18 protein-coding genes are annotated in these 19197 nt (G+C 38.8%); 1 reads left to right on the plus strand and 17 read right to left on the minus strand.

Annotated elements, in window-relative coordinates; translation table 11 throughout:
- Positions 1 to 9 precede the first annotated feature (9 nt).
- The 16 genes from rpsP to LT143_RS04085 form a co-directional block, all read right to left on the minus strand.
- Entirely contained in the window at positions 10 to 282 is a 273-nt protein-coding gene (rpsP, locus tag LT143_RS04010) for a 30S ribosomal protein S16 (RefSeq protein ID WP_246940020.1), read from the minus strand.
- Between the two features lie 546 nt (positions 283 to 828).
- Complete coding sequence (ffh, locus tag LT143_RS04015) at positions 829 to 2175, minus strand: signal recognition particle protein (protein ID WP_246940023.1); 1347 nt, start codon at positions 2173 to 2175, stop codon at positions 829 to 831.
- A gap of 13 nt (positions 2176 to 2188) precedes the next feature.
- Positions 2189 to 2509, minus strand: a complete 321-nt coding sequence (locus LT143_RS04020; protein ID WP_246940026.1) for a putative DNA-binding protein — start codon at positions 2507 to 2509, stop codon at positions 2189 to 2191.
- Between the two features lie 455 nt (positions 2510 to 2964).
- Positions 2965 to 3972, minus strand: coding sequence for a signal recognition particle-docking protein FtsY (gene ftsY, locus LT143_RS04025; protein ID WP_246940028.1), 1008 nt, complete (start codon positions 3970 to 3972; stop codon positions 2965 to 2967).
- A gap of 26 nt (positions 3973 to 3998) precedes the next feature.
- Entirely contained in the window at positions 3999 to 7565 is a 3567-nt protein-coding gene (gene smc / locus LT143_RS04030) for a chromosome segregation protein SMC (RefSeq protein WP_246940030.1), read from the minus strand.
- A 265-nt stretch (positions 7566 to 7830) separates the two neighbouring features.
- The gene (gene rnc / locus LT143_RS04035; RefSeq protein ID WP_246940032.1) at positions 7831 to 8556 is read right to left on the minus strand and encodes a ribonuclease III; all 726 of its coding nucleotides are present in this window, start codon (positions 8554 to 8556) and stop codon (positions 7831 to 7833) included.
- 147 nt (positions 8557 to 8703) lie between these two features.
- A complete protein-coding gene (gene acpP / locus LT143_RS04040; protein ID WP_246940034.1) occupies positions 8704 to 8937 on the minus strand; it encodes an acyl carrier protein in 234 nt (77 codons plus the stop codon).
- A 67-nt stretch (positions 8938 to 9004) separates the two neighbouring features.
- Positions 9005 to 9745, minus strand: a complete 741-nt coding sequence (fabG, locus tag LT143_RS04045) for a 3-oxoacyl-[acyl-carrier-protein] reductase (protein ID WP_246940036.1) — start codon at positions 9743 to 9745, stop codon at positions 9005 to 9007.
- The gene (fabD, locus tag LT143_RS04050) at positions 9745 to 10689 is read right to left on the minus strand and encodes an ACP S-malonyltransferase (protein WP_246940039.1); all 945 of its coding nucleotides are present in this window, start codon (positions 10687 to 10689) and stop codon (positions 9745 to 9747) included. Before fabD ends, fabG begins: the two co-directional genes overlap by 1 nt.
- 25 nt (positions 10690 to 10714) lie before the next feature.
- Entirely contained in the window at positions 10715 to 11701 is a 987-nt protein-coding gene (gene plsX / locus LT143_RS04055; RefSeq protein ID WP_246940042.1) for a phosphate acyltransferase PlsX, read from the minus strand.
- Positions 11702 to 11728: 27 nt separating this feature from the next.
- The gene (gene fapR, locus LT143_RS04060; protein WP_246940046.1) at positions 11729 to 12304 is read right to left on the minus strand and encodes a transcription factor FapR; all 576 of its coding nucleotides are present in this window, start codon (positions 12302 to 12304) and stop codon (positions 11729 to 11731) included.
- Positions 12305 to 12599: 295 nt separating this feature from the next.
- A complete protein-coding gene (gene recG, locus LT143_RS04065) occupies positions 12600 to 14648 on the minus strand; it encodes an ATP-dependent DNA helicase RecG (protein WP_246940049.1) in 2049 nt (682 codons plus the stop codon).
- The gene (gene sdaAA / locus LT143_RS04070; RefSeq protein ID WP_246940388.1) at positions 14641 to 15528 is read right to left on the minus strand and encodes an L-serine ammonia-lyase, iron-sulfur-dependent, subunit alpha; all 888 of its coding nucleotides are present in this window, start codon (positions 15526 to 15528) and stop codon (positions 14641 to 14643) included. Before sdaAA ends, recG begins: the two co-directional genes overlap by 8 nt.
- A gap of 30 nt (positions 15529 to 15558) precedes the next feature.
- On the minus strand, positions 15559 to 16221 hold the full coding sequence (gene sdaAB, locus LT143_RS04075) for an L-serine ammonia-lyase, iron-sulfur-dependent subunit beta (RefSeq protein WP_246940052.1): 663 nt from the start codon (positions 16219 to 16221) through the stop codon (positions 15559 to 15561).
- 88 nt (positions 16222 to 16309) lie between these two features.
- Positions 16310 to 17998: a DAK2 domain-containing protein gene (locus tag LT143_RS04080; RefSeq protein WP_246940055.1), complete on the minus strand. Its 1689-nt coding sequence runs from the start codon at positions 17996 to 17998 to the stop codon at positions 16310 to 16312.
- A 16-nt stretch (positions 17999 to 18014) separates the two neighbouring features.
- On the minus strand, positions 18015 to 18377 hold the full coding sequence (locus tag LT143_RS04085; protein ID WP_246940058.1) for an Asp23/Gls24 family envelope stress response protein: 363 nt from the start codon (positions 18375 to 18377) through the stop codon (positions 18015 to 18017).
- Between the two features lie 337 nt (positions 18378 to 18714).
- Here LT143_RS04085 and rpmB point away from each other — a divergent pair, with 337 nt between their 5' ends.
- The gene (gene rpmB, locus LT143_RS04090) at positions 18715 to 18903 is read left to right on the plus strand and encodes a 50S ribosomal protein L28 (protein WP_246940061.1); all 189 of its coding nucleotides are present in this window, start codon (positions 18715 to 18717) and stop codon (positions 18901 to 18903) included.
- Positions 18904 to 19071: 168 nt separating this feature from the next.
- Here rpmB and spoVM read toward each other — a convergent pair whose 3' ends face one another.
- Entirely contained in the window at positions 19072 to 19152 is an 81-nt protein-coding gene (gene spoVM, locus LT143_RS04095) for a stage V sporulation protein SpoVM (RefSeq protein ID WP_058002606.1), read from the minus strand.
- Positions 19153 to 19197: the final 45 nt, after the last annotated feature.

A 19197-nucleotide genomic window follows, 5' to 3' on the forward strand; every position in this document is an offset into this window, starting at 1 on the left:
GTTCACTCATTACTTGCTATTTCTAGCAACGTGGAACTTTTCCATGATTCCTTGCTTTGAGAAAAGGTTACGCACTGTGTCAGATGGCTTTGCACCATTTTGTAACCACTTAAGAGCAAGCTCTTCGTTAATGTCTACTACAGCTGGAGCTGCAACAGGATTGTAAGTACCAATTTCCTCAATTAGACGACCGTCACGTGGAGAACGAGAATCTGCAACCACTACACGATAGAAAGGATTTTTCTTTGAACCCATACGCTTTAAACGAATTTTAACTGCCATTTTATATAGCACCTCCGAAATTTTTAAATAAAAGATTATTTATTGGATAAATCTATATCCTTGTTTTCACAACAAAATATATCATACCAAGAACCAAAAAGAATGTAAAGTATTTTTTCTTAACAGTACAAAAAGAAAAGCTGAAGCGGCTCGTTTAGGTCCGAAAAGCAAATGTTCCTCGGGCGAAGAAAAGGGCGGTTTTTCCCTTTTATTTGAACGAGGGTTATTTGACTCGAGGACCTAGCCGCTGAAGCTAGACAACACCGAAAAGCTAAAGCGGCTCGTTTAGCCCTGACAAGCAAATGTTCCTCATTAAAGAAAAGGGCGATCTTTCCCTTTTATTTGATGAGGGTTATTTGAATCGAAGGGCTAGCCGCTGAAGCTAGACAACACCGAAAAGCTGAAGCGGCTCGTTTAACCCTGACAAGCAAATGTTCCTGACAGAATAAAAGGGCGCACTTCCCTTTTATTCTGTCAGGGTTATTTGACTCGAAGGGCTAGCCGCTGAAGCTAGACAACACCGAAAAGCTGAAGCGGCTCGTCACCCTACATAAACGGAAACTTAAAGCCACCCTTTTTCTTTCCTTTTTGCTGCATACTGGACATTTGCTTCATCATCTTCTTCATGTCCTCAAACTGCTTAAGTAATCGATTCACTTCCTGGACAGAAGTTCCACTTCCCTTGGCAATTCTTTTTTTACGGCTTGCATTAATTATTTCAGGTTGTACCTTCTCTTTCTTAGTCATTGACTTAATAATAGCTTCTACATGACTAATTTGCTTTTCATCAACCTGAACATTTTTAAGACCCTTCATTTTATTGGCACCTGGTAGCATTCCGAGCAATTCATCTAATGGACCCATACTTCTTACCTGCGCCAACTGATCTAGAAAGTCATCAAATGTAAAGGACATCGTCCTCATCTTTTGTTCTAGTTCTTTTGCTTTTTCTTCATCTACATTGGCTTGTGCTTTTTCTATGAGTGTAAGCACATCACCCATACCTAGAATCCGAGAAGCCATTCTTTCAGGATGAAATGGTTCAATAGCGTCCATTTTCTCTCCTAAACCGACGAATTTTATTGGCGTATTCGTGACAGCTTTTACCGATAATGCGGCCCCACCACGTGTATCACCGTCAAGTTTAGTTAAAACTACACCCGTAATGTCAAGCTGTTCATTAAAACTTTCAGCAACATTTACGGCATCTTGACCAGTCATCGCATCGACAACTAGGAAAATTTCATCTGGTTTTGATAGCTCTTTAACGTCTTTCAGTTCGTTCATGAGGTTCTCATCTACATGAAGTCGACCAGCTGTATCAATTAGAACATAATCATAATGTTCTTTTTTAGCATGTTCGATCGCTTGTCTTGCAATCTCAACAGGGCTCACCTGGTCACCTAATGAAAAGACTGGCATACTCAGTTGCTTACCTAAGGTTTCAAGCTGTTTAATCGCTGCTGGACGATAAATATCTGCAGCAACTAGCATTGGATTTTTATTGTATTTTTTACGAAGCAGGTTAGCTAGCTTACCAGTTGTAGTTGTTTTACCCGCTCCTTGTAATCCAACCATCATTATTATGGTTGGCGGACGATTGGATACTGCAATTCTACTTTGTTCTCCACCCATTAAAGCAGTAAGCTCTTCTTGAACAACTTTGATGACTTGTTGACCAGGAGTTAAGCTTTTCATAACCTCTTGACCAACAGCTCTCTCTGTTACCTTTTTTACAAAATCTTTTACTACTTTAAAGTTAACATCCGCTTCTAACAGCGCAAGACGAACCTCACGCATCATTTCCTTCACATCGGCTTCAGTTACTATACCTTTGCCCTTAATCTTTTGAATGGTACTCTGTAATCGGTCGGCTAATCCTTCAAATGCCATCGCTTGCCTCCCCCTAATCTAATTGATCCAGTTCATCTATTAGCTTTTTTACCTCTTCTGCATGATGTAGATCATGTTTTAACTTTTTAATAATCTCTTGCCTCTTTTGAAACTTTTCTAGTAAATGAAGCTTGTCCTCATACTCTTCAAGCATAGCTTCCGTTCTCTTTATATTATCATAGACTGCTTGGCGACTAACTTCATATTCTTCGGCAATTTCACCTAAGGAGTAGTCATCTAGGTAATACAACACCATATAACTCCTCTGCTTTGGAGTTAGTAGTGACTGATAAAAATCAAATAATAGATTCATCCTAGTTGTCTTTTCAAGCACAAGAAATCCCCCCTTGTTAAGTGAATTACCTTTACAAACTAACATCTTACATGAGTATAAATAACCAGTCAAGAACGAAAAGCTGAAGCGGCTCGTTCAGGTCCGACAAGCAAATGTTCCTCATCAAAGAAAAGGGTGATTTTTCCCTTTTATTTGATGAGGGTTATTTGACTCGAGGACCTAGCCGCTGAAGCTAGACAAACCGAAAAGCTGAAGTGCCCCGTTTAGCCCCGACAAGCAAATGTTCCTCATCAAAGAAAAGGGTGATTTTTCCCTTTTATTTGATGAGGGTTATTTGACTCGAGGGGCTGGGCACTGAAGCTAGACAAACCGAAAAGCTGAAGTGCCCCGTTTAGCCCTGACAAGCAAATGTTCTGGAGAGAAAAAAATGGTGGTTTTCCATTTTATTCTCTCCAGGTTATTTGACTCGAAGGGCTAGCCGCTGAAGCTATCACTTATTGTTCTTCTACATTCGCTCCTTCAGCTTCTTCAAGCATGTCACTAAAGAGTCCAAATACAAATTGTTCAGCGTCAAACTCTTGTAGGTCATCCATTTTTTCTCCGAGACCTACAAATTTCACTGGAGTATTTAACTCATTACGAATAGCGAGCACAATTCCACCTTTTGCTGTACCATCTAGCTTAGTTAAGACAATACCTGTTACATCAGTTGCTTGAGTGAACGTTTTAGCCTGACTCATTGCATTTTGTCCGGTAGTTGCATCAAGAACTAGAAGAACCTCGTGTGGAGCACCAGGGATTTCCCTTTCAATTACACGCTTTACCTTTTCAAGCTCTTTCATTAAGTTTACCTTGTTTTGTAAACGTCCGGCAGTATCACATAGTAGAACATCTACTTGTCTTGATTTAGCAGCTTGTACTGCATCATAAACAACCGCGGCTGGATCTGATCCTTCTGATTGTTTAATTACAGGGACACCTACACGTTCTCCCCAAACTTCTAATTGATCAATAGCTCCCGCTCTAAACGTGTCCCCTGCTGCAAGCATAACTGACTTTCCATCTTGCTTTAATTTATGAGCAAGTTTTCCAATCGAAGTGGTTTTGCCCACTCCGTTTACACCCACCACTAACACGACCGTTAAACCTGATTCTTGGATATTTAAGGCATTATCAACGCTTTCGCCACCCTGGTAGATTTGAACAAGCTTTTCAGAAATGACGGCATGCATATCACGCGGGTCTTGAATATTACGTTTTTTCACCTCATCCTTTAGCTCATCAATAAGCTCCATCACCGTTGAGACACCAACGTCTGCTGAAATCAAAATCTCTTCTAGCTCTTCAAAGAAATCCTCATCTACTTTTCGATAGCGATACACTAAATCATTTACACGACCAGCAAAAGAGTCCCTTGTTTTTGTTAAGCCTTCTTTAAATTTTTCCGTAACGGTATTAGTTTGTTTTGAGATGCTTTCTTTTAATTTTTTTAAGAAACTCAAAGTTAATCCCTCATTTCATTCTATTACTATATTCCAACAAGATCCTTTGAGTCTTCAAGCCTTACAGATACAAGCTTTGAAACTCCGGACTCTTGCATGGTAACACCATATAAAACATCACTCTCTTCCATGGTACCCTTACGGTGAGTGATGACGATAAATTGTGTTTCTTTACTAAATTTCTTTAGATATAGTCCAAAGCGGTGTACATTCGCATCATCAAGTGCTGCTTCAACTTCATCAAGTACACAGAAAGGGACAGGTCTTACCTTCAAAATAGAAAATAGTAATGCAATTGCAGTCAGTGCTCTTTCTCCACCAGATAATAATCCTAGATTTTGAAGTTTCTTTCCAGGTGGTTGGGCTACAATTTCTACACCTGTATTTAATAAGTCCTCTGGATCTGTCAGTCTAAGATCAGCCCTTCCCCCACCAAATAATGATTTAAATACGCCTTCAAAATGAGAACGGATAGCAGTAAAGGTTGTTTCAAATCGCTTCTTCATTTCCTCATCCATTTCATCTATTACTCTAAAGAGAGTATCCTTAGCTTCAACTAAATCATTTTTCTGCTCAAGTAAGAAATGGTGGCGCTCTGAGACACGCTCATATTCCTCGATGGCGCCAAGGTTTACTGAACCTAACTCCTCAATAGCAAGTTTAATCAGTTTCACTTTTTTCCTCGCTTCATTACTGTCAACAGTTAACGGGAACTTCTCTTTTGCTGCCTCAAAACTAAGCATATATTCCTCGCGTAGATGTGTTAAGCGATTTTCAAGTTCCACATCTAAACGGTTACTCTTTACTTCTTCATCCTTTACCACTTCAACTAATTGTTTATATTGTCTTCGGACTTCTTTTAGCTCGTTCTCAATATCCTCCATTTTCAGTTGGAGCTGCAGTCTTTCATCACGCCTTGAGGAGATAAGCTGAAGCGTATCGTTTTTGTCAAGAAGCTTTTGCTTTGCTAGTTGCTCAAGTTGTTCCTCTCCTGAATTAGTGGATGTCATTTCACTAGAAAGTAAAGTAAGGTCCTCTTTCGTGACCACTAATAATCTTTCAGTGTCTTTTAATTCTTGTTGAAAGCGATCCACCTTCTCTTGTTGATTCATTAGTTCTTGCTTCTTTTCAGCAAGCTGAATCCTAATGTTCGTTATATCTGTTTGAAGTGTTTCCTTAGATGCCTGTTGCTTCGCTTTTTGTTCAGTTAGCTTCTTTATTTCTTCATCCAGGTTTTTTATCGTACCTTGAAGTTTGTGTAGATCCTCTTCTAGTACTAGTTGCCTTGACGTCATTCTATTTTGATCGGAAAGGAACATTTCCTTTTCATGATCATACATGGATAAGCGTTCATTTAAACTCTTTTCCTCAACTTCTACTTCACGAATACTAGATTTTATTCCTTGTTCCTTAAAGCGAAGCTCTTCACCTTTTGCTCTTTGCTCACTTAATAGAGCCTCATCGTCTAGTATAGTCTTCTTAAGGCTCTTTACATACTCCTCAAGCTTAATCGTCTTCTCTTGAATTTCATTCATTCTGTTAGTTAATTGCTCAAGTTCACGTTGTCTACCAAGTAGTGAGTTGGATTTTTGCTTTACCGCACCACCTGTCATGGCACCTCCTGGACTTACAACATCCCCTTCAAGCGTAACAAGTCGGTAACGATAATTAATAAGTTTAGCAATTTCATTTGCTCCCTTAAGGTCAGTCGTAATGATAACATTCCCCAATAGGCTACTTAAGACATTATCATATTTATTTTCATATGAGATAAGATCTGCTGCTACACCAACAAATGCTTCATGAGAATTTAGGCGTCTCAATTGATCTTCTTGTACTTTTTTCCCTGAGATAACCGATAAAGGTAAAAATGTAGCTCGTCCAAAATGATTTTGCTTTAGAAATTGGATAGCTTTCCTAGCGTTTATTTCATTATCTACGACGATATGCTGCATAGATGCACCCAAGGCAATCTCCATTGCTGTCTCATAATCCTTTGGGACAGAAATCAACTCAGCGATAGCTCCTTCAATACCATCTAATTTATGATCTCGGGCTTTTAAAACTTCTTTTACCCCTTGAAAAAAGCCAGAATAATCCTCCTGCATTTCTTCCAACGTTTCTTTTCTTGATTTTGTTTGCTGAAGTACCTGATAGCTTTGATACAGCATTGATTCTTTTTTCTGGTAGTCCTCTTTATTTTTTTCAATTTTTACTTGGAGCTTTCGAAACTCGTCAATCTGTTCATTCAACTCTTCTTGTTGTGTCTCTAACTGATGAAGCAGAGCAGTCTTTTTATCAACAAGATCCTGACGTAACAATACGAACTTTTCATTAGATTGATCAAGTCTTTCATTCCTAGCTTGCTGTTGCTTTAATTGCTCCGAAATATGGGTAAGCTCATTCCGCTTAGAAGCCTGATCATTTAAATGTTCAATATAGTCACTCTTAACATTTTCGAGCAATTCCTCTAAATCAACAGAGTGGGAGCCCATTTCCTTTTCCACTTCTGACAACTTACTGGTCAATACTTTCACATTACCTCTAAGTTCTTCAAGTTTTTGAAGTTCACTAGATAGAAGCTCTCTGTATTTAGATGCTTTTATCTCGTTTTCTTCAACTGTTTTTTCTAACTGACCTCTATTTTGATAAGCATTCTTCTTTCTTTCTTTTAATACTTCTTTTTGTCCTTCTAGCTTCTCTAATTCTTCACTAGTTAGAAGAAGTACCTCTTGAAGTTGTGAAATCGAATCATCAAAATCTCGAAGCTTGTTTCGGATGGTTTCAAGCTGTATTTCCTCACGCTGAATCATGGAGGCAAGTTGAAGCTCTTGATCTTTATGCTTTTCTAATTGTTCTAATAGTGTTTTCCATTTAGAATGAAGGTCTTCTATTTCATAAACGGTTAAAGCGACTTCATATTTTTCTAATTCTTCCTTACGTTCTAAATAATCTTTAGCAATTGAGGACTGAAGTTTTAATGGTTCAAGTTGTTTCTCGAGTTCGTGTAAAATATCTTCCACACGGTTTAAATTGTCCTGAGCATCTGCAAGTTTACTCTCCGCTTTCTTTTTACGAGTTTTATACTTTAAAACTCCTGCAGCCTCCTCAAATATAGTTCTTCGCTCTTCAGCTTTGCTACTAAGTATTTCTTCTACTTTACCTTGTGAAATGATAGAAAAGGCTTCTCTACCAAGCCCAGAATCCATAAATAAATCTACAATATCCTTCAGGCGACATGATTGTTTATTTATTAAGAATTCTGAGTCTCCAGAACGGTACACCCTTCTCGTTACACTTACCTCATGGTAGTCAATCGGAAGAAACTGATCTTCATTATCCAAAGTTAATGTAACTTCTGCCACATTTAACGATTTTCTTGAATCACTACCAGCAAAAATGATATCCTCCATCTTAGCACCACGAAGTGATTTTGCAGATTGCTCCCCTAAGACCCATCTTATTGCATCAGTTATATTACTCTTTCCACTCCCATTCGGGCCTACTACAGCAGTTACACCTGGTACAAAGTCAACTGATACCCGTTCGGCAAATGATTTAAAGCCGACTATATCTAAACGTTTGAGGAACATAGATTCCCCTCCTACATAATCTTAATAAAATGTATCTTGTATTCTATAAATATATGAATATTATACTGATTGATTTTAACACAAAAAGACAAAAGTCGTAAGCGCCTAAAGGGAAACAAGACTTGCCATACGCTTTTAATGAATTCAGTCCCTTTATCTGTATATTAATTGTGCCATAAGAATTTACTTAACAGCGAAGAAGGAACCCCCATTTTCAGGGGATTCCTCCTTCGTTGTTAGAGTTCTTACTTCATGTAAGAACTGCTTAATTCCCTTTTAATTTTTGCAACGCCATCTGAGCGGCTTGCTGTTCTGCTTCTTTTTTAGATCTCCCCACACCAGTACCTAGTGTTTCACCATTTAAGTAAACACGTGATTCAAACACACGGTTATGAGCAGGACCTTTCTCTTGCAGTACCTTATATTCAATAAGGCCACTTCCATCACGTTGTATTAACTCTTGTAATTGACTCTTAAAATCCATCACATGAGAAAAAGCACCCTTTTTAATTTTAGGAAAGATGACCATCTCCAAAAATGTCCAAACTTGATCAATTCCTTGATCTAAGTAAAGAGAACCAATAAACGCCTCAAATACATCTGCTAATAACGCCGGTCTGGCACGTCCACCAGTGAGCTCTTCTCCTTTACCAAGTAGAATTAACTCTCCGAACTCTAAATCATTCGCAAACCTGACAAGTGATGGTTCACAAACAATGGAAGCACGAAGTTTCGTTAATTCTCCTTCACTCATAGTTGGATAGGTTTCAAACAAATATTTGGAAATGGTTAACTCTAGAACAGCATCCCCCAAAAATTCAAGCCGTTCGTTATCTTCAAACGGCCTTCTACGATGCTCATTCACATAAGATGAATGGGTAAAAGCCTGATATAAAAGTTTTTCATTTTGAAAGTGTAATCCTAATTTCTCCTGAAATTCTTTAAATGATTTTTTTTGTAAGCTAAATGACCTTCTGTTCGTTGATTTCATAAACCGTTCCTCCAGGCTATATACCATCTGCAATGCACATAAGAAGATGTAAAATCTAAAAAGCTTTTACCTTCAAAAAGGCAAGAAGTCCCGTATAGAATACGGGACAACATGTCAAAATCTTTGATAGAGAATAAAAAGAGTCTATTATAGACTTTCTTGTATGTAATTAACAGCATCTCCTACTGTTACAATCTTTTCAGCATCCTCATCAGAGATTTCCATATCAAACTCGTCCTCTAATTCCATAACAAGTTCAACTACATCAAGGGAATCTGCTCCTAAATCGTCCTTGAATTTAGCTTCAAGCTTTACTTCAGCCTCATCAACTCCAAGACGATCTACAACAATCTTCGTTACACGCTCTAAAACATCAGCCATCAAATTCACCTCCCCTCAAATTATTATAGTCAATACTAGTAAAAAATACTAGCCTCTACTAAAAAGCTTACATGACCATACCGCCATCCACATGAAGAGTTTGACCTGTCATATATTTACTATCTTCTGAAGCCAAGAATGAAACTACCTTTGCAATATCCTCTGGCTCACCAAATCGAGCTAATGGGATTTGTTTTAGCATTTCGTTTTTCACATCTTCTGGAAGCTCATCTGTCATATCAGTTGAAATGAAACCAGGCGCAATCGCATTAACATTAATATTGCGGCTTGAAAGTTCCTTTGCTACTGTCTTAGTCAGACCGATGACCCCAGCCTTTGCAGCAACATAGTTTGCCTGACCCGGATTACCACTCACTCCAACAATTGAAGCGATGTTAATAATCTTACCGCTGCGTTGCTTCATCATTTGACGAGTGACTCCTTTGGTACACTGGTAAACACCTTTCAAATTCGTGTTTATAACAGCATCCCATTCTTCATCCTTCATTCTCATCAATAGGTTATCTCTTGTAATACCCGCATTGTTGACTAAAATATCAAGAGACCCGAATGATCCAATTACTTCTTTAATCATATTTGTAACAGCTTCACCATTTGAAACATCAGCTTGAATAGCAATAGCTTCTCTTCCTAGTGCTTTAATGGCATCCACCACTTCATTGGCTTTCGCTTCACTTCCTGCATAATTGACAGCAACATTAGCACCTTTTGAAGCTAATTCAATTGCGATTGCTCTACCGATACCTCTTGATGCTCCTGTCACTAAAGCGACCTTACCTGTTAACATTATATTTCCCCCTTTAATGATTGGATCGTAGCTGTTAACGTTTCTTCATCATATACTGCAAAGGTTTTTAAAGAGCGATCAACCTTTTTCACTAACCCAGATAGTACTTTTCCAGGTCCGATTTCAACGAAAGTATCAACGCCTAGCTCCACCATTTTTTCTACGGATTGTTGCCACCTAACTGGAGAATATAATTGTTCAACAAGTTTTTCTTTTATCATATTAGCTTCAGTCATTGGTAAGGCTGAAACATTCGCTATTACCGGAACCTTTGCTTCATGAATTTGGATCTCGTCTAACGTCGCTTTTAATTTCTCTGCAGCGGGTTGCATTAATGAAGAGTGGAATGGACCACTCACCTCTAGCGGAATTACACGCTTCGCACCTCTTTCTTTAGCTGAAGCAGAAGCTAATTCAACACCTTTAGCTGACCCAGAAATGACAATCTGTCCAGGACAATTAAGATTTGCAAGTTGAACCGGATTACCTTCCCTGGTAACCTCCGCCGTAATTTCTTCTAACAGTTCTTCCGTTATCCCTAGGACGGCAGCCATTGCACCCAATCCAGCTGGTACAGCTTCTTCCATATACTCACCACGTTTTCTAACAGCATAGACTCCATCCTCAAAGGAAATACTCTCTGCTGCAACAAGAGCTGTATACTCTCCTAAACTGTGACCTGCAACATAGTTAGGAATAATACCAGCTTGTTTGAACTTTTCATATATAGCCATGCTTGTAGTTAATAGAGCAGGCTGAGTATTGACTGTTAAAGTAAGTTGATCTTGTGGACCTTCAAAAATTATAGACGATAAAGAGATCCCTAACTTTTCATCAGCCTTATCAAAAATTGCTTTAACTTCTGGATAGACGCCCGCTAACTGACTGCCCATCCCCACTGATTGGGAGCCTTGTCCAGGAAAAATAAAAGCGATTTTACTCATTTCTTAGTCCCCTCTCCGTTTACATTTATTCTTTCTTTTCAAATGCCGAAATGAATGTTTCAGTCACTTGATTATTTAAGATTTCTCTCGTTTGTCTAATAGCATGGAACATTGCATTGGCATTGGAAGAACCATGCGCTTTAATAACAGGTGCTTTCAAGCCAAATAATCCAGCTCCACCATATTCTGAGTAATCCATCGTCTGCTTTAGACCCACAAGTTTCGGCTTCAAGATGGAAGCTGCAAGTTTTGCTGAAAAACTGCTAGTAAGTGCTGATTTCAACATAGTAAATACTGATAATGCTGTACCTTCAATTGTTTTTAATGTTACATTCCCTGTAAAGCCATCTGTTACAATTACATCAGCTACACCATCCATTAGGTCACGTGCTTCAACATTTCCTATAAAGTTTAGATTAGCGTCCGCAATTAATTGATAGGCTGCTTTTGTTAGTTCATTCCCCTTTTTTTCCTCAGTTCCTACATTTAACAGACCAATTCGAGGATTCTCTATTCCACGTACCTTTTCTGCATAAATGGAACCCATAATGGCATACTGCAGCAAATGTTCCGGCTTAGCATCAGCATTAGCACCAACATCAAGAAATAAAAAACCATCCCCATTTATCGTTGGCAAGGTTGGTGATAAAGCAGGACGTTCAATTCCTTCAATACGTCCTACCACAAAAAGACCTGCTGTCATAAGGGCTCCCGTATTTCCTGCTGAGATACAACCATCAGCCCTACCTTCGCTTACTTCCTTAGCCATTAGTACCATCGAAGAATTCTTTTTCCTTCTTACTGCTCTTACTGGTTCATCAGTTGCTTCAATAATTTCATCTGTATGTATAATTGTAATTCGCTCATTCGAAGTTAATAGTGGCTTAATTTGGTTCTCATCACCCACTAATGTAATACTTATATCAGAGTATGTTTTGACTGCTTCTAAAGCACCTTTTACTATTTCAGTAGGAGCATTGTCGCCCCCCATTGCATCTATAGCAATTCTCATATCTTCCCCTCCTATTTTAAGGGTAAGTTATTTTTGTTCGATCATGCTAGAACGGAACATTTGAAACTCACCTGAGAAAACGAGCTCTGTACCAACGAAGCTATTAACTTCAACGGTCGTTCTCTCCTTTTCCTTATCGACGAAAACCACTTTCGCCTTGGCTACAACTCGTTCTCCTACTTTTACCTGTCGGGTAAAACGAATATTTGCCTTTGCTGTAAGGGCCAATTCATCATTAATTACAGCCACTGCTAGTGAATTTGCTTGGGCGAACAAATGATGGCCTCTAGCAATTCGATTTCTTTTAAAAACATGTTCTTCTTTTACGTCAAATATGGAGATAGCAGAGTGATCTGGCTCAAAGTCAATAATTTCCCCTATTACCTCATCAATGGGTAAGGAGCGAACTTCTTTAACAAGCTGTTTCTCTGCCACATTTTTGATTCTCTCTCGCAATTCAGGTATAGATAGCTCTAAACGATCTAATCTTATTGTTTGTATACTAACAGTAAACTTTTCAGCCAATTCCTCATCTGTAATAAAAGGATTCTCTCCTATTGTCTCCAGAAGAAGCTGCTGTCTCTCTTGTTTATTTTTTCTCATACAGACACCTTTCGTACTATTAAGACTAGGTACTAACAGTAGTATATAATTTAAGGGAGCAGAATGCAACAATTTCTATTGCAAACTACTCCCCCGAAAAGCTGAAGCGGCTCGTTTAGCCCTGACAAGCAAATGTTCTGGAGAGAAAAAAATGGTGGTTTTCCATTTTATTCTCTCTAGGTTATTTGACTCGAAGGGCTAGACGCTGAAGCTAGACACCGAAAAGCTGAAGTGCCACGTTTAGCCCCGACAAGCAAATATACCTTTCCATGCATAAACCTACCCTCTAACCGCACTAATCCAACTTCTCTCCATCCAAAGCCCCGCTTGCCTCTACCATTTCTCTTAGGAGTCGGTACTCATCTACTTCCCAAAACGCCTTAGATTGGATAAGTTGAACTGCATCTTGCCTGGCCACTTCTAACGCACGATAATCATGAACCATATCAGCAACTTTAAATTCCGGTAATCCGCTTTGCTTTCGTCCAAAGAAATCTCCAGGTCCTCTCAACTCTAGGTCTTTTTCAGAGAGTTCAAAACCATCATTCGTTTCTGTCATAATTCTCATTCGTTCTTTACCTGTCTCAGATTTTGGATCTGCAAGTAGTATACAATAAGATTGCTCCGCTCCTCGTCCCACTCGTCCTCTCAATTGATGAAGCTGTGATAAGCCAAAACGTTCTGCATCGTATATAACCATAATTGTTGCGTTAGGCACGTTGACTCCAACTTCTACTACAGTTGTTGAAACAAGTATCTGTACTTCATTCGCACTAAATGCTCTCATAACCTGATCTTTTTCATCAGCTGGTAATCGACCATGCATAAGACCTACTTGATAGTTTGTAGAAAATGTATGAGTTAACATACTGTGAACATCTATAGCATTTTGCACATCAAGATGTTCGGACTCTTCGATTAAGGGACAGATGACATATGCTTGTCTTCCTTTTTTAAGCTCCTTTTCAATAAAACCAATGACTCTTTCTAGCATACTATGCTTGACCCAGTATGTTTCAATTTGCTTTCTTCCAGCAGGGAGTTCATTAATCACAGAAACATCCATTTCTCCAAATGCAGTAATCGCAAGTGTTCTTGGGATGGGAGTAGCCGTCATAAAGAGAACATCAGGAGCTTCTCCTTTTTCCCGCAATACTCTTCGTTGCTCTACACCAAAACGGTGCTGCTCATCTGTAATCACAAGCCCTAGACGAAGAAAATTCACTTCTTCTTGTATAAGGGCATGCGTACCAATTAAGAGATGAATGGTACCTTCTGCTAATTCTCCTAAAAGCAACTTCCGTTGTTTCCCTTTTACGGAGGACGTGAGCAGTGCTACTTTAACTCCAAATGGTTCTAATAATTTTTTCAGGCTATCCGTATGCTGCTCTGCTAAAATTTCTGTTGGCACCATTAAAGCTCCTTGAAATCCAGATAGATAAGAAGCATATAGAGCGATTGCAGCAACTACCGTTTTACCTGAACCAACATCACCTTGTAATAAACGGTTCATACGATAGGGTGATTTCAAATCAGTAGTAATTTCACATACTACACGTTTTTGTGCATCAGTTAATGAAAAAGGCAACCCGTTAATAAATGCATCTAGTAGTTTTTCATCGTATTCATGAGCTTGTCCCGCTGAGTTTTCACGCTCGTATTTTCGTAATGCTTGCATCTTTAATTGAAATAATAGAAATTCTTCATAAACCATTCTTCTTCTTGCTTGTTTAACATCTTCAAAATTATTCGGGAAATGGAGGAGACGAAGAGTTTCACGCTTAGAAAAGAGTTTATAACGATCTCTTAGCGATTGTGGAAAATAATCAATTATTTCATGTTCATACTGAGAAAAAGCGTTAGCGATATAACGTTGCAAGGCTTTAGTTGTTATTTCACCCTTTGTGTGGTACAAAGGTTTCAATTCCTGTTGCCTCTCTATTTCTCCAACTTTCATCTCACTGACAGTAATGGTTTGACGATGCTGATCCCACTTACCGGTCAGCGTTACCTCGGTACCCAGTGTTAATTTGGTTTTATGATAAGGTTGGTTAAAGAAAACCGCTGATATCAGATAACGGTCAACTAATATTCTCGTTGTTAATCTTGACTTTTTCTTTCCAAAATACATTAAAGAAGGTTCACTATGAACCTTCCCCTGAACCGTTACTCGTTCCTCGTGCTTTACTTCAGACAAATCCTTTAATCTGTAATCCTCATATCGATAAGGGATATGATCAAGGAGGTCATGAATGGTTGCAAGTCCCATCTCTTTTAAAGCAGTTTCTGTCTCCACTCCAACACCCTTAACGTTTATGACAGATTCGTCTAATATACTAGTCACGTTTCGTAAGCGGGATTCCGAAGATTTTAGCTTCTAACTCTCTTCCAGTCGGAGTCGCCGCTAACCCTCCTTGTGCAGTTTCTCGTAATGCAACAGGCATTGTCTGACCTATTTTATACATCGCGTCAATGACCTCATCACAAGGAATTCTACTTGTAATGCCTGCAAGAGCCATGTCTGCTGCAATCATCGCATTAGCTGCTCCCATTGCATTTCGTTTGACACAAGGTACCTCTACTAATCCAGCTACTGGATCACAAACAAGTCCTAACATATTTTTTAAAGTTATAGCCATTGCCTCTGCTGCTTGACTAGGAGTACCACCTGCAAGCTCAACAATGGCAGCTGCTGCCATCCCAGCAGCAGAACCAACCTCCGCTTGACATCCACCAGCTGCTCCTGAAATTGAAGCATTGTTGGCTACTACAAAACCAAACGCACCCGCCGTAAATAGAAATTCAAGCATTTGTTCTCTTGTTGGTTTTAATTTTTCTCTAACTGCAAATAACGTACCTGGAACTACACCAGCAGAACCGGCTGTAGGAGTAGCACAAATTGTTCCCATTGCAGCGTTTACTTCATTGGTAGCAACAGCTTTACTCACCGCATCTAAAATTGTTGGCCCAGATAGGAAATTCCCTTTTTGGATATACGCTTGAAGAAGTACCGCATCTCCACCTGTCAATCCTGAATGCGACTTCACTCCAGCAAGACCTCTCTCAACGGCTTGCTCCATAACAGTTAAGTTCTTATCCATTAACTCTAGTAATTGTTCGCGCGTACGATTTGTTACAGCCATTTCCTGTTGAATCATAATTTCTGCGATCTTTACTTGTTTTGATTCAGCCAGTTCAATCAACTCTGCTACGTTCCTAAACATCATCAAAATCCCTCCTTGAACAATAGATTATTAGTCCACAATTTTTGTAACATTGATAATATTAGGTAGAGTAGTAAGCTCTTCTATAATCTTTTCATCAATTTGCTGGTCAACCTCAATCGTCATGAGTGCAAGTCTTCCCTTTTCTTTACGTGATACATCCATGTGCCCGATATTAATTTCATGCTTTGCTAAAACGTTAGATACTCCAGCAATTGTGCCATATCGGTCATTGTGAACAACTAAAATAGCCGGATTCGATCCTGAGAGTTTTAGAGTGAATCCATTTAGCTCAGTAATCTCAATCTTTCCACCGCCTATTGAAATACCAACTAGTTCAAATTCACCATTTTCGTCTCCGATATGAACTCTTGCAGTATTAGGGTGATCCGTAACTGCTTCTTCTTCTCGGAAATGAATCGTAATTCCTGCCTTTTCAGCAATCTCAATAGAGGATATGATTCGTTCATCAAATGTATCAAAATCTAGTATTCCACCAATAATCGCCACATCTGTACCATGACCTTTATACGTTTTTGCAAAAGAACCATAAAAAGAGACGTTAATCCACTTTGGCTCCCTTCCAAAAAGGGTACGAGCAACTCTTCCAATTCTTGCAGCTCCCGCCGTATGCGAGCTTGATGGTCCAATCATGATAGGTCCGATAATATCAAATACACTTTTATATTTCATCATCCACCACTCCCCAATAACATCTATGTCTAAAAAACTTTTCCACAAACTAATAGAAGGGAAATCTCCCTTCTATTAGTTTACAGCATTATTCAATTGAGAAGATATAGGAATATAAAGGTTGATTTCCTTTATGAACTTCTACTTCTACATCTTCGTATTGGCTTTCAAGGAAAGAAACTAATTCCTCCACTTCTTCATCAGAAGCATCTTCACCCTGAAGAATGGTAATAATCTCATCTTCTTCTGTAACCATACTAGACATTAATTGTTTGGCAACTTCGAGTTGTTCTTTAGCTGTCACGACAATTTTACCATTGGCGATTCCCATAAAGTCATCTTTTTCTATTTCTAATCCATCAATGGTCGTATCACGGACTGCATAGGTTACTTGACCAGTTTTAACGTTGCCTAATGCGTCCTTCATAAGCCCACTGTTTTCTTCTAAGCTTACTGTCGGATTAAAAGCAAGTAAGGCAGCCATCCCTTGTGGGACTGTTTTAGATGGTATGACTACTACATTTGGCCCGATCACGGATGCAGCTTGTTCAGCAGCCATAACAATATTACTGTTGTTAGGTAGGATGAAGACCTGTTTTGCGTTTACTTCTTCAATGGCCTTCACAATATCCTCAGTGCTCGGGTTCATCGTTTGACCACCCTCGATAACTGCTCCAGCTCCTAAGCTCTTAAACAACTCAGCAATACCAGATCCCATGGCAACAGCTACAACTCCAAAGTCAGCCTGTTCTTTTGGCTTTGCCATCGTTGCAACTGGAGCAGCATGGCCTGTCGTTTCTTGATCAAGGAAATCGGTATGCTGTTGTCTCATGTTTTCAATCTTCAAGTTAATTAAGCTTCCATACTTTTGTCCGTAGGTTAATACTTCACCAGGATATTCAGCATGAATATGTACTTTAACGAGTTCTTCATCAGCGATTACTAACAGAGAATCACCGTGCGCACTAAGGTCAAGTCTGAATTGCTCCTCACTGAAAGGAAATTCATTTGTCTTATCTTTCTCGAACTTCACCATAAATTCTGTACAGTATCCAAATTCGATGTCCTCGGTATTAATATGACCAGCCACACTCTTATGGTGTTCAGCATTCACCATTTCAGACATGGAAGGACCTGATGTAGAAGCACTTGGTAGTTTTTCTCCCTTTAATTCTGCAAGGAAGCCTTCGTACACAATAACTAACCCTTGTCCACCACTATCTACTACACCCACTTCTTTTAAAACAGGCAGTAAGTCAGGAGTACGGTTTAAAGATGCTTTTGCCTCAGTTAGAACCTCTTCCATTAACGCAACAATATTATCCTCTGTTTTCGCGACTGCCATCGCACGTTTTGCGGCGTCTTTTGCCACTGTTAAAATGGTTCCTTCTACTGGCTTCATTACAGCTTTATAAGCCGTTTCAACACCTGCTTCTAAAGCTTTTGCAAACTCTGCACTATTAATGGTTTCTTTTTGCTCAATCGACTTTGCAAACCCTCTAAACAACTGAGAAAGAATAACCCCAGAGTTTCCTCGTGCACCCATTAATAAACCCTTAGCCAAGCTTGATCCTACTTTACCAATATGAGGATTTATATTATTCTTCACTTCTTTTGCACCTGAACTAATTGAAAGATTCATATTAGTTCCTGTATCTCCGTCCGGTACTGGAAAAACGTTTAAGGCATCCACCATTTTTACGTTATTACCTAAGTTTTCTGCGCCTTGTATCACCATTTGCGCAAAACGTTTTCCATCCAATGTTGTAATTGTCACTAAACTTTCCTCCTCACTAAATGTTCGTCACACGAACACCTTGCACGTAGATATTAACTGTCTCTACTGCAAGTCCAAGCGTTTGATTCAATGTGTACTTTACTTTTGTTTGAACATTATGAGCTATCTCAGAAATCTTTGTTCCGTAGCTTACGATAATGAACATATCGATATGTATCTCGTCATTTTCTTGACGTACCACAACACCCTTAGTAAAGTTTTCTTTTTTTAGAATCTCTGCGATCCCATCTTTTAATTGTTTTTTTGATGCCATTCCCACAATCCCATAGCATTCCACTGCTGCTCCACCGGCAATGGTTGTAATGACGTCATTAGAAATATCGATATTTCCGTATTGTGTTTTTAATTCAATGGACATTTTTTATTTCCCCCTTTAAATTTGAACTTGCGTTTTCGTATAAGTTCCAGGTTAGGAGACCAAGTATATCTGGGATACTATTCACAGCTATCGTCATTTTACTATACAATTATTCAATTTAAAAGCAAAATTGAGTCCTTTAGCACTTTCCTTCCGTATTATTATACAGCAAACGAAAAAATACTATGTCAAGGTTTTTTTCTTGATTCAATTATTGCATTATCAAAAGCATTATGATAAAGTTAAAAAGTATTTTTACCTTAGAATGAGATAGAAGTATTTATGGTATATCTACATAAATACTGGATTTATATAGGTAGCAAGGAGGGAAAAAATAATGGCTCGTAAATGTGTTATCACTGGTAAAAAAGCTTCTTTTGGAAACTCTCGTTCACACGCAATGAACTCTAACAGACGTTCTTGGGGCGCTAACCTTCAAAAGGTTCGTATCTTAGTAGATGGAAAGCCTAAGCGTGTATACGTTTCTGCAAGAGCACTTAAGTCTGGTAAAGTAGAACGCGTATAATGACCTAAAAAGACGATGTTACTTCATCGTCTTTTTTTGTTGGCTTTTTTGACAGGTTTCCTCTTACTTGTTAGAGGGTTTAGAAGAAAAAAAGTGCCCTATAAAGGCACTCCCCTCTCTTTACTTCTAATTATGAGTAAATCTTTTAAATCTTTCTAGAAACCCCTTCTATTCTTTCTTAAACGTTCCCAGCATTGCACGTACTATCCCACCTAAAAACTTTGGTAACTTAATCGTATAAAATTTCATAATGTCCCTCCTATAAACAAAATACGGGTAATAATCATGTACGAT

The organism is Bacillus pinisoli (assembly GCF_023036475.1).
GTDB lineage: Bacteria > Bacillota > Bacilli > Bacillales > SA4 > Bacillus_BS > Bacillus_BS pinisoli.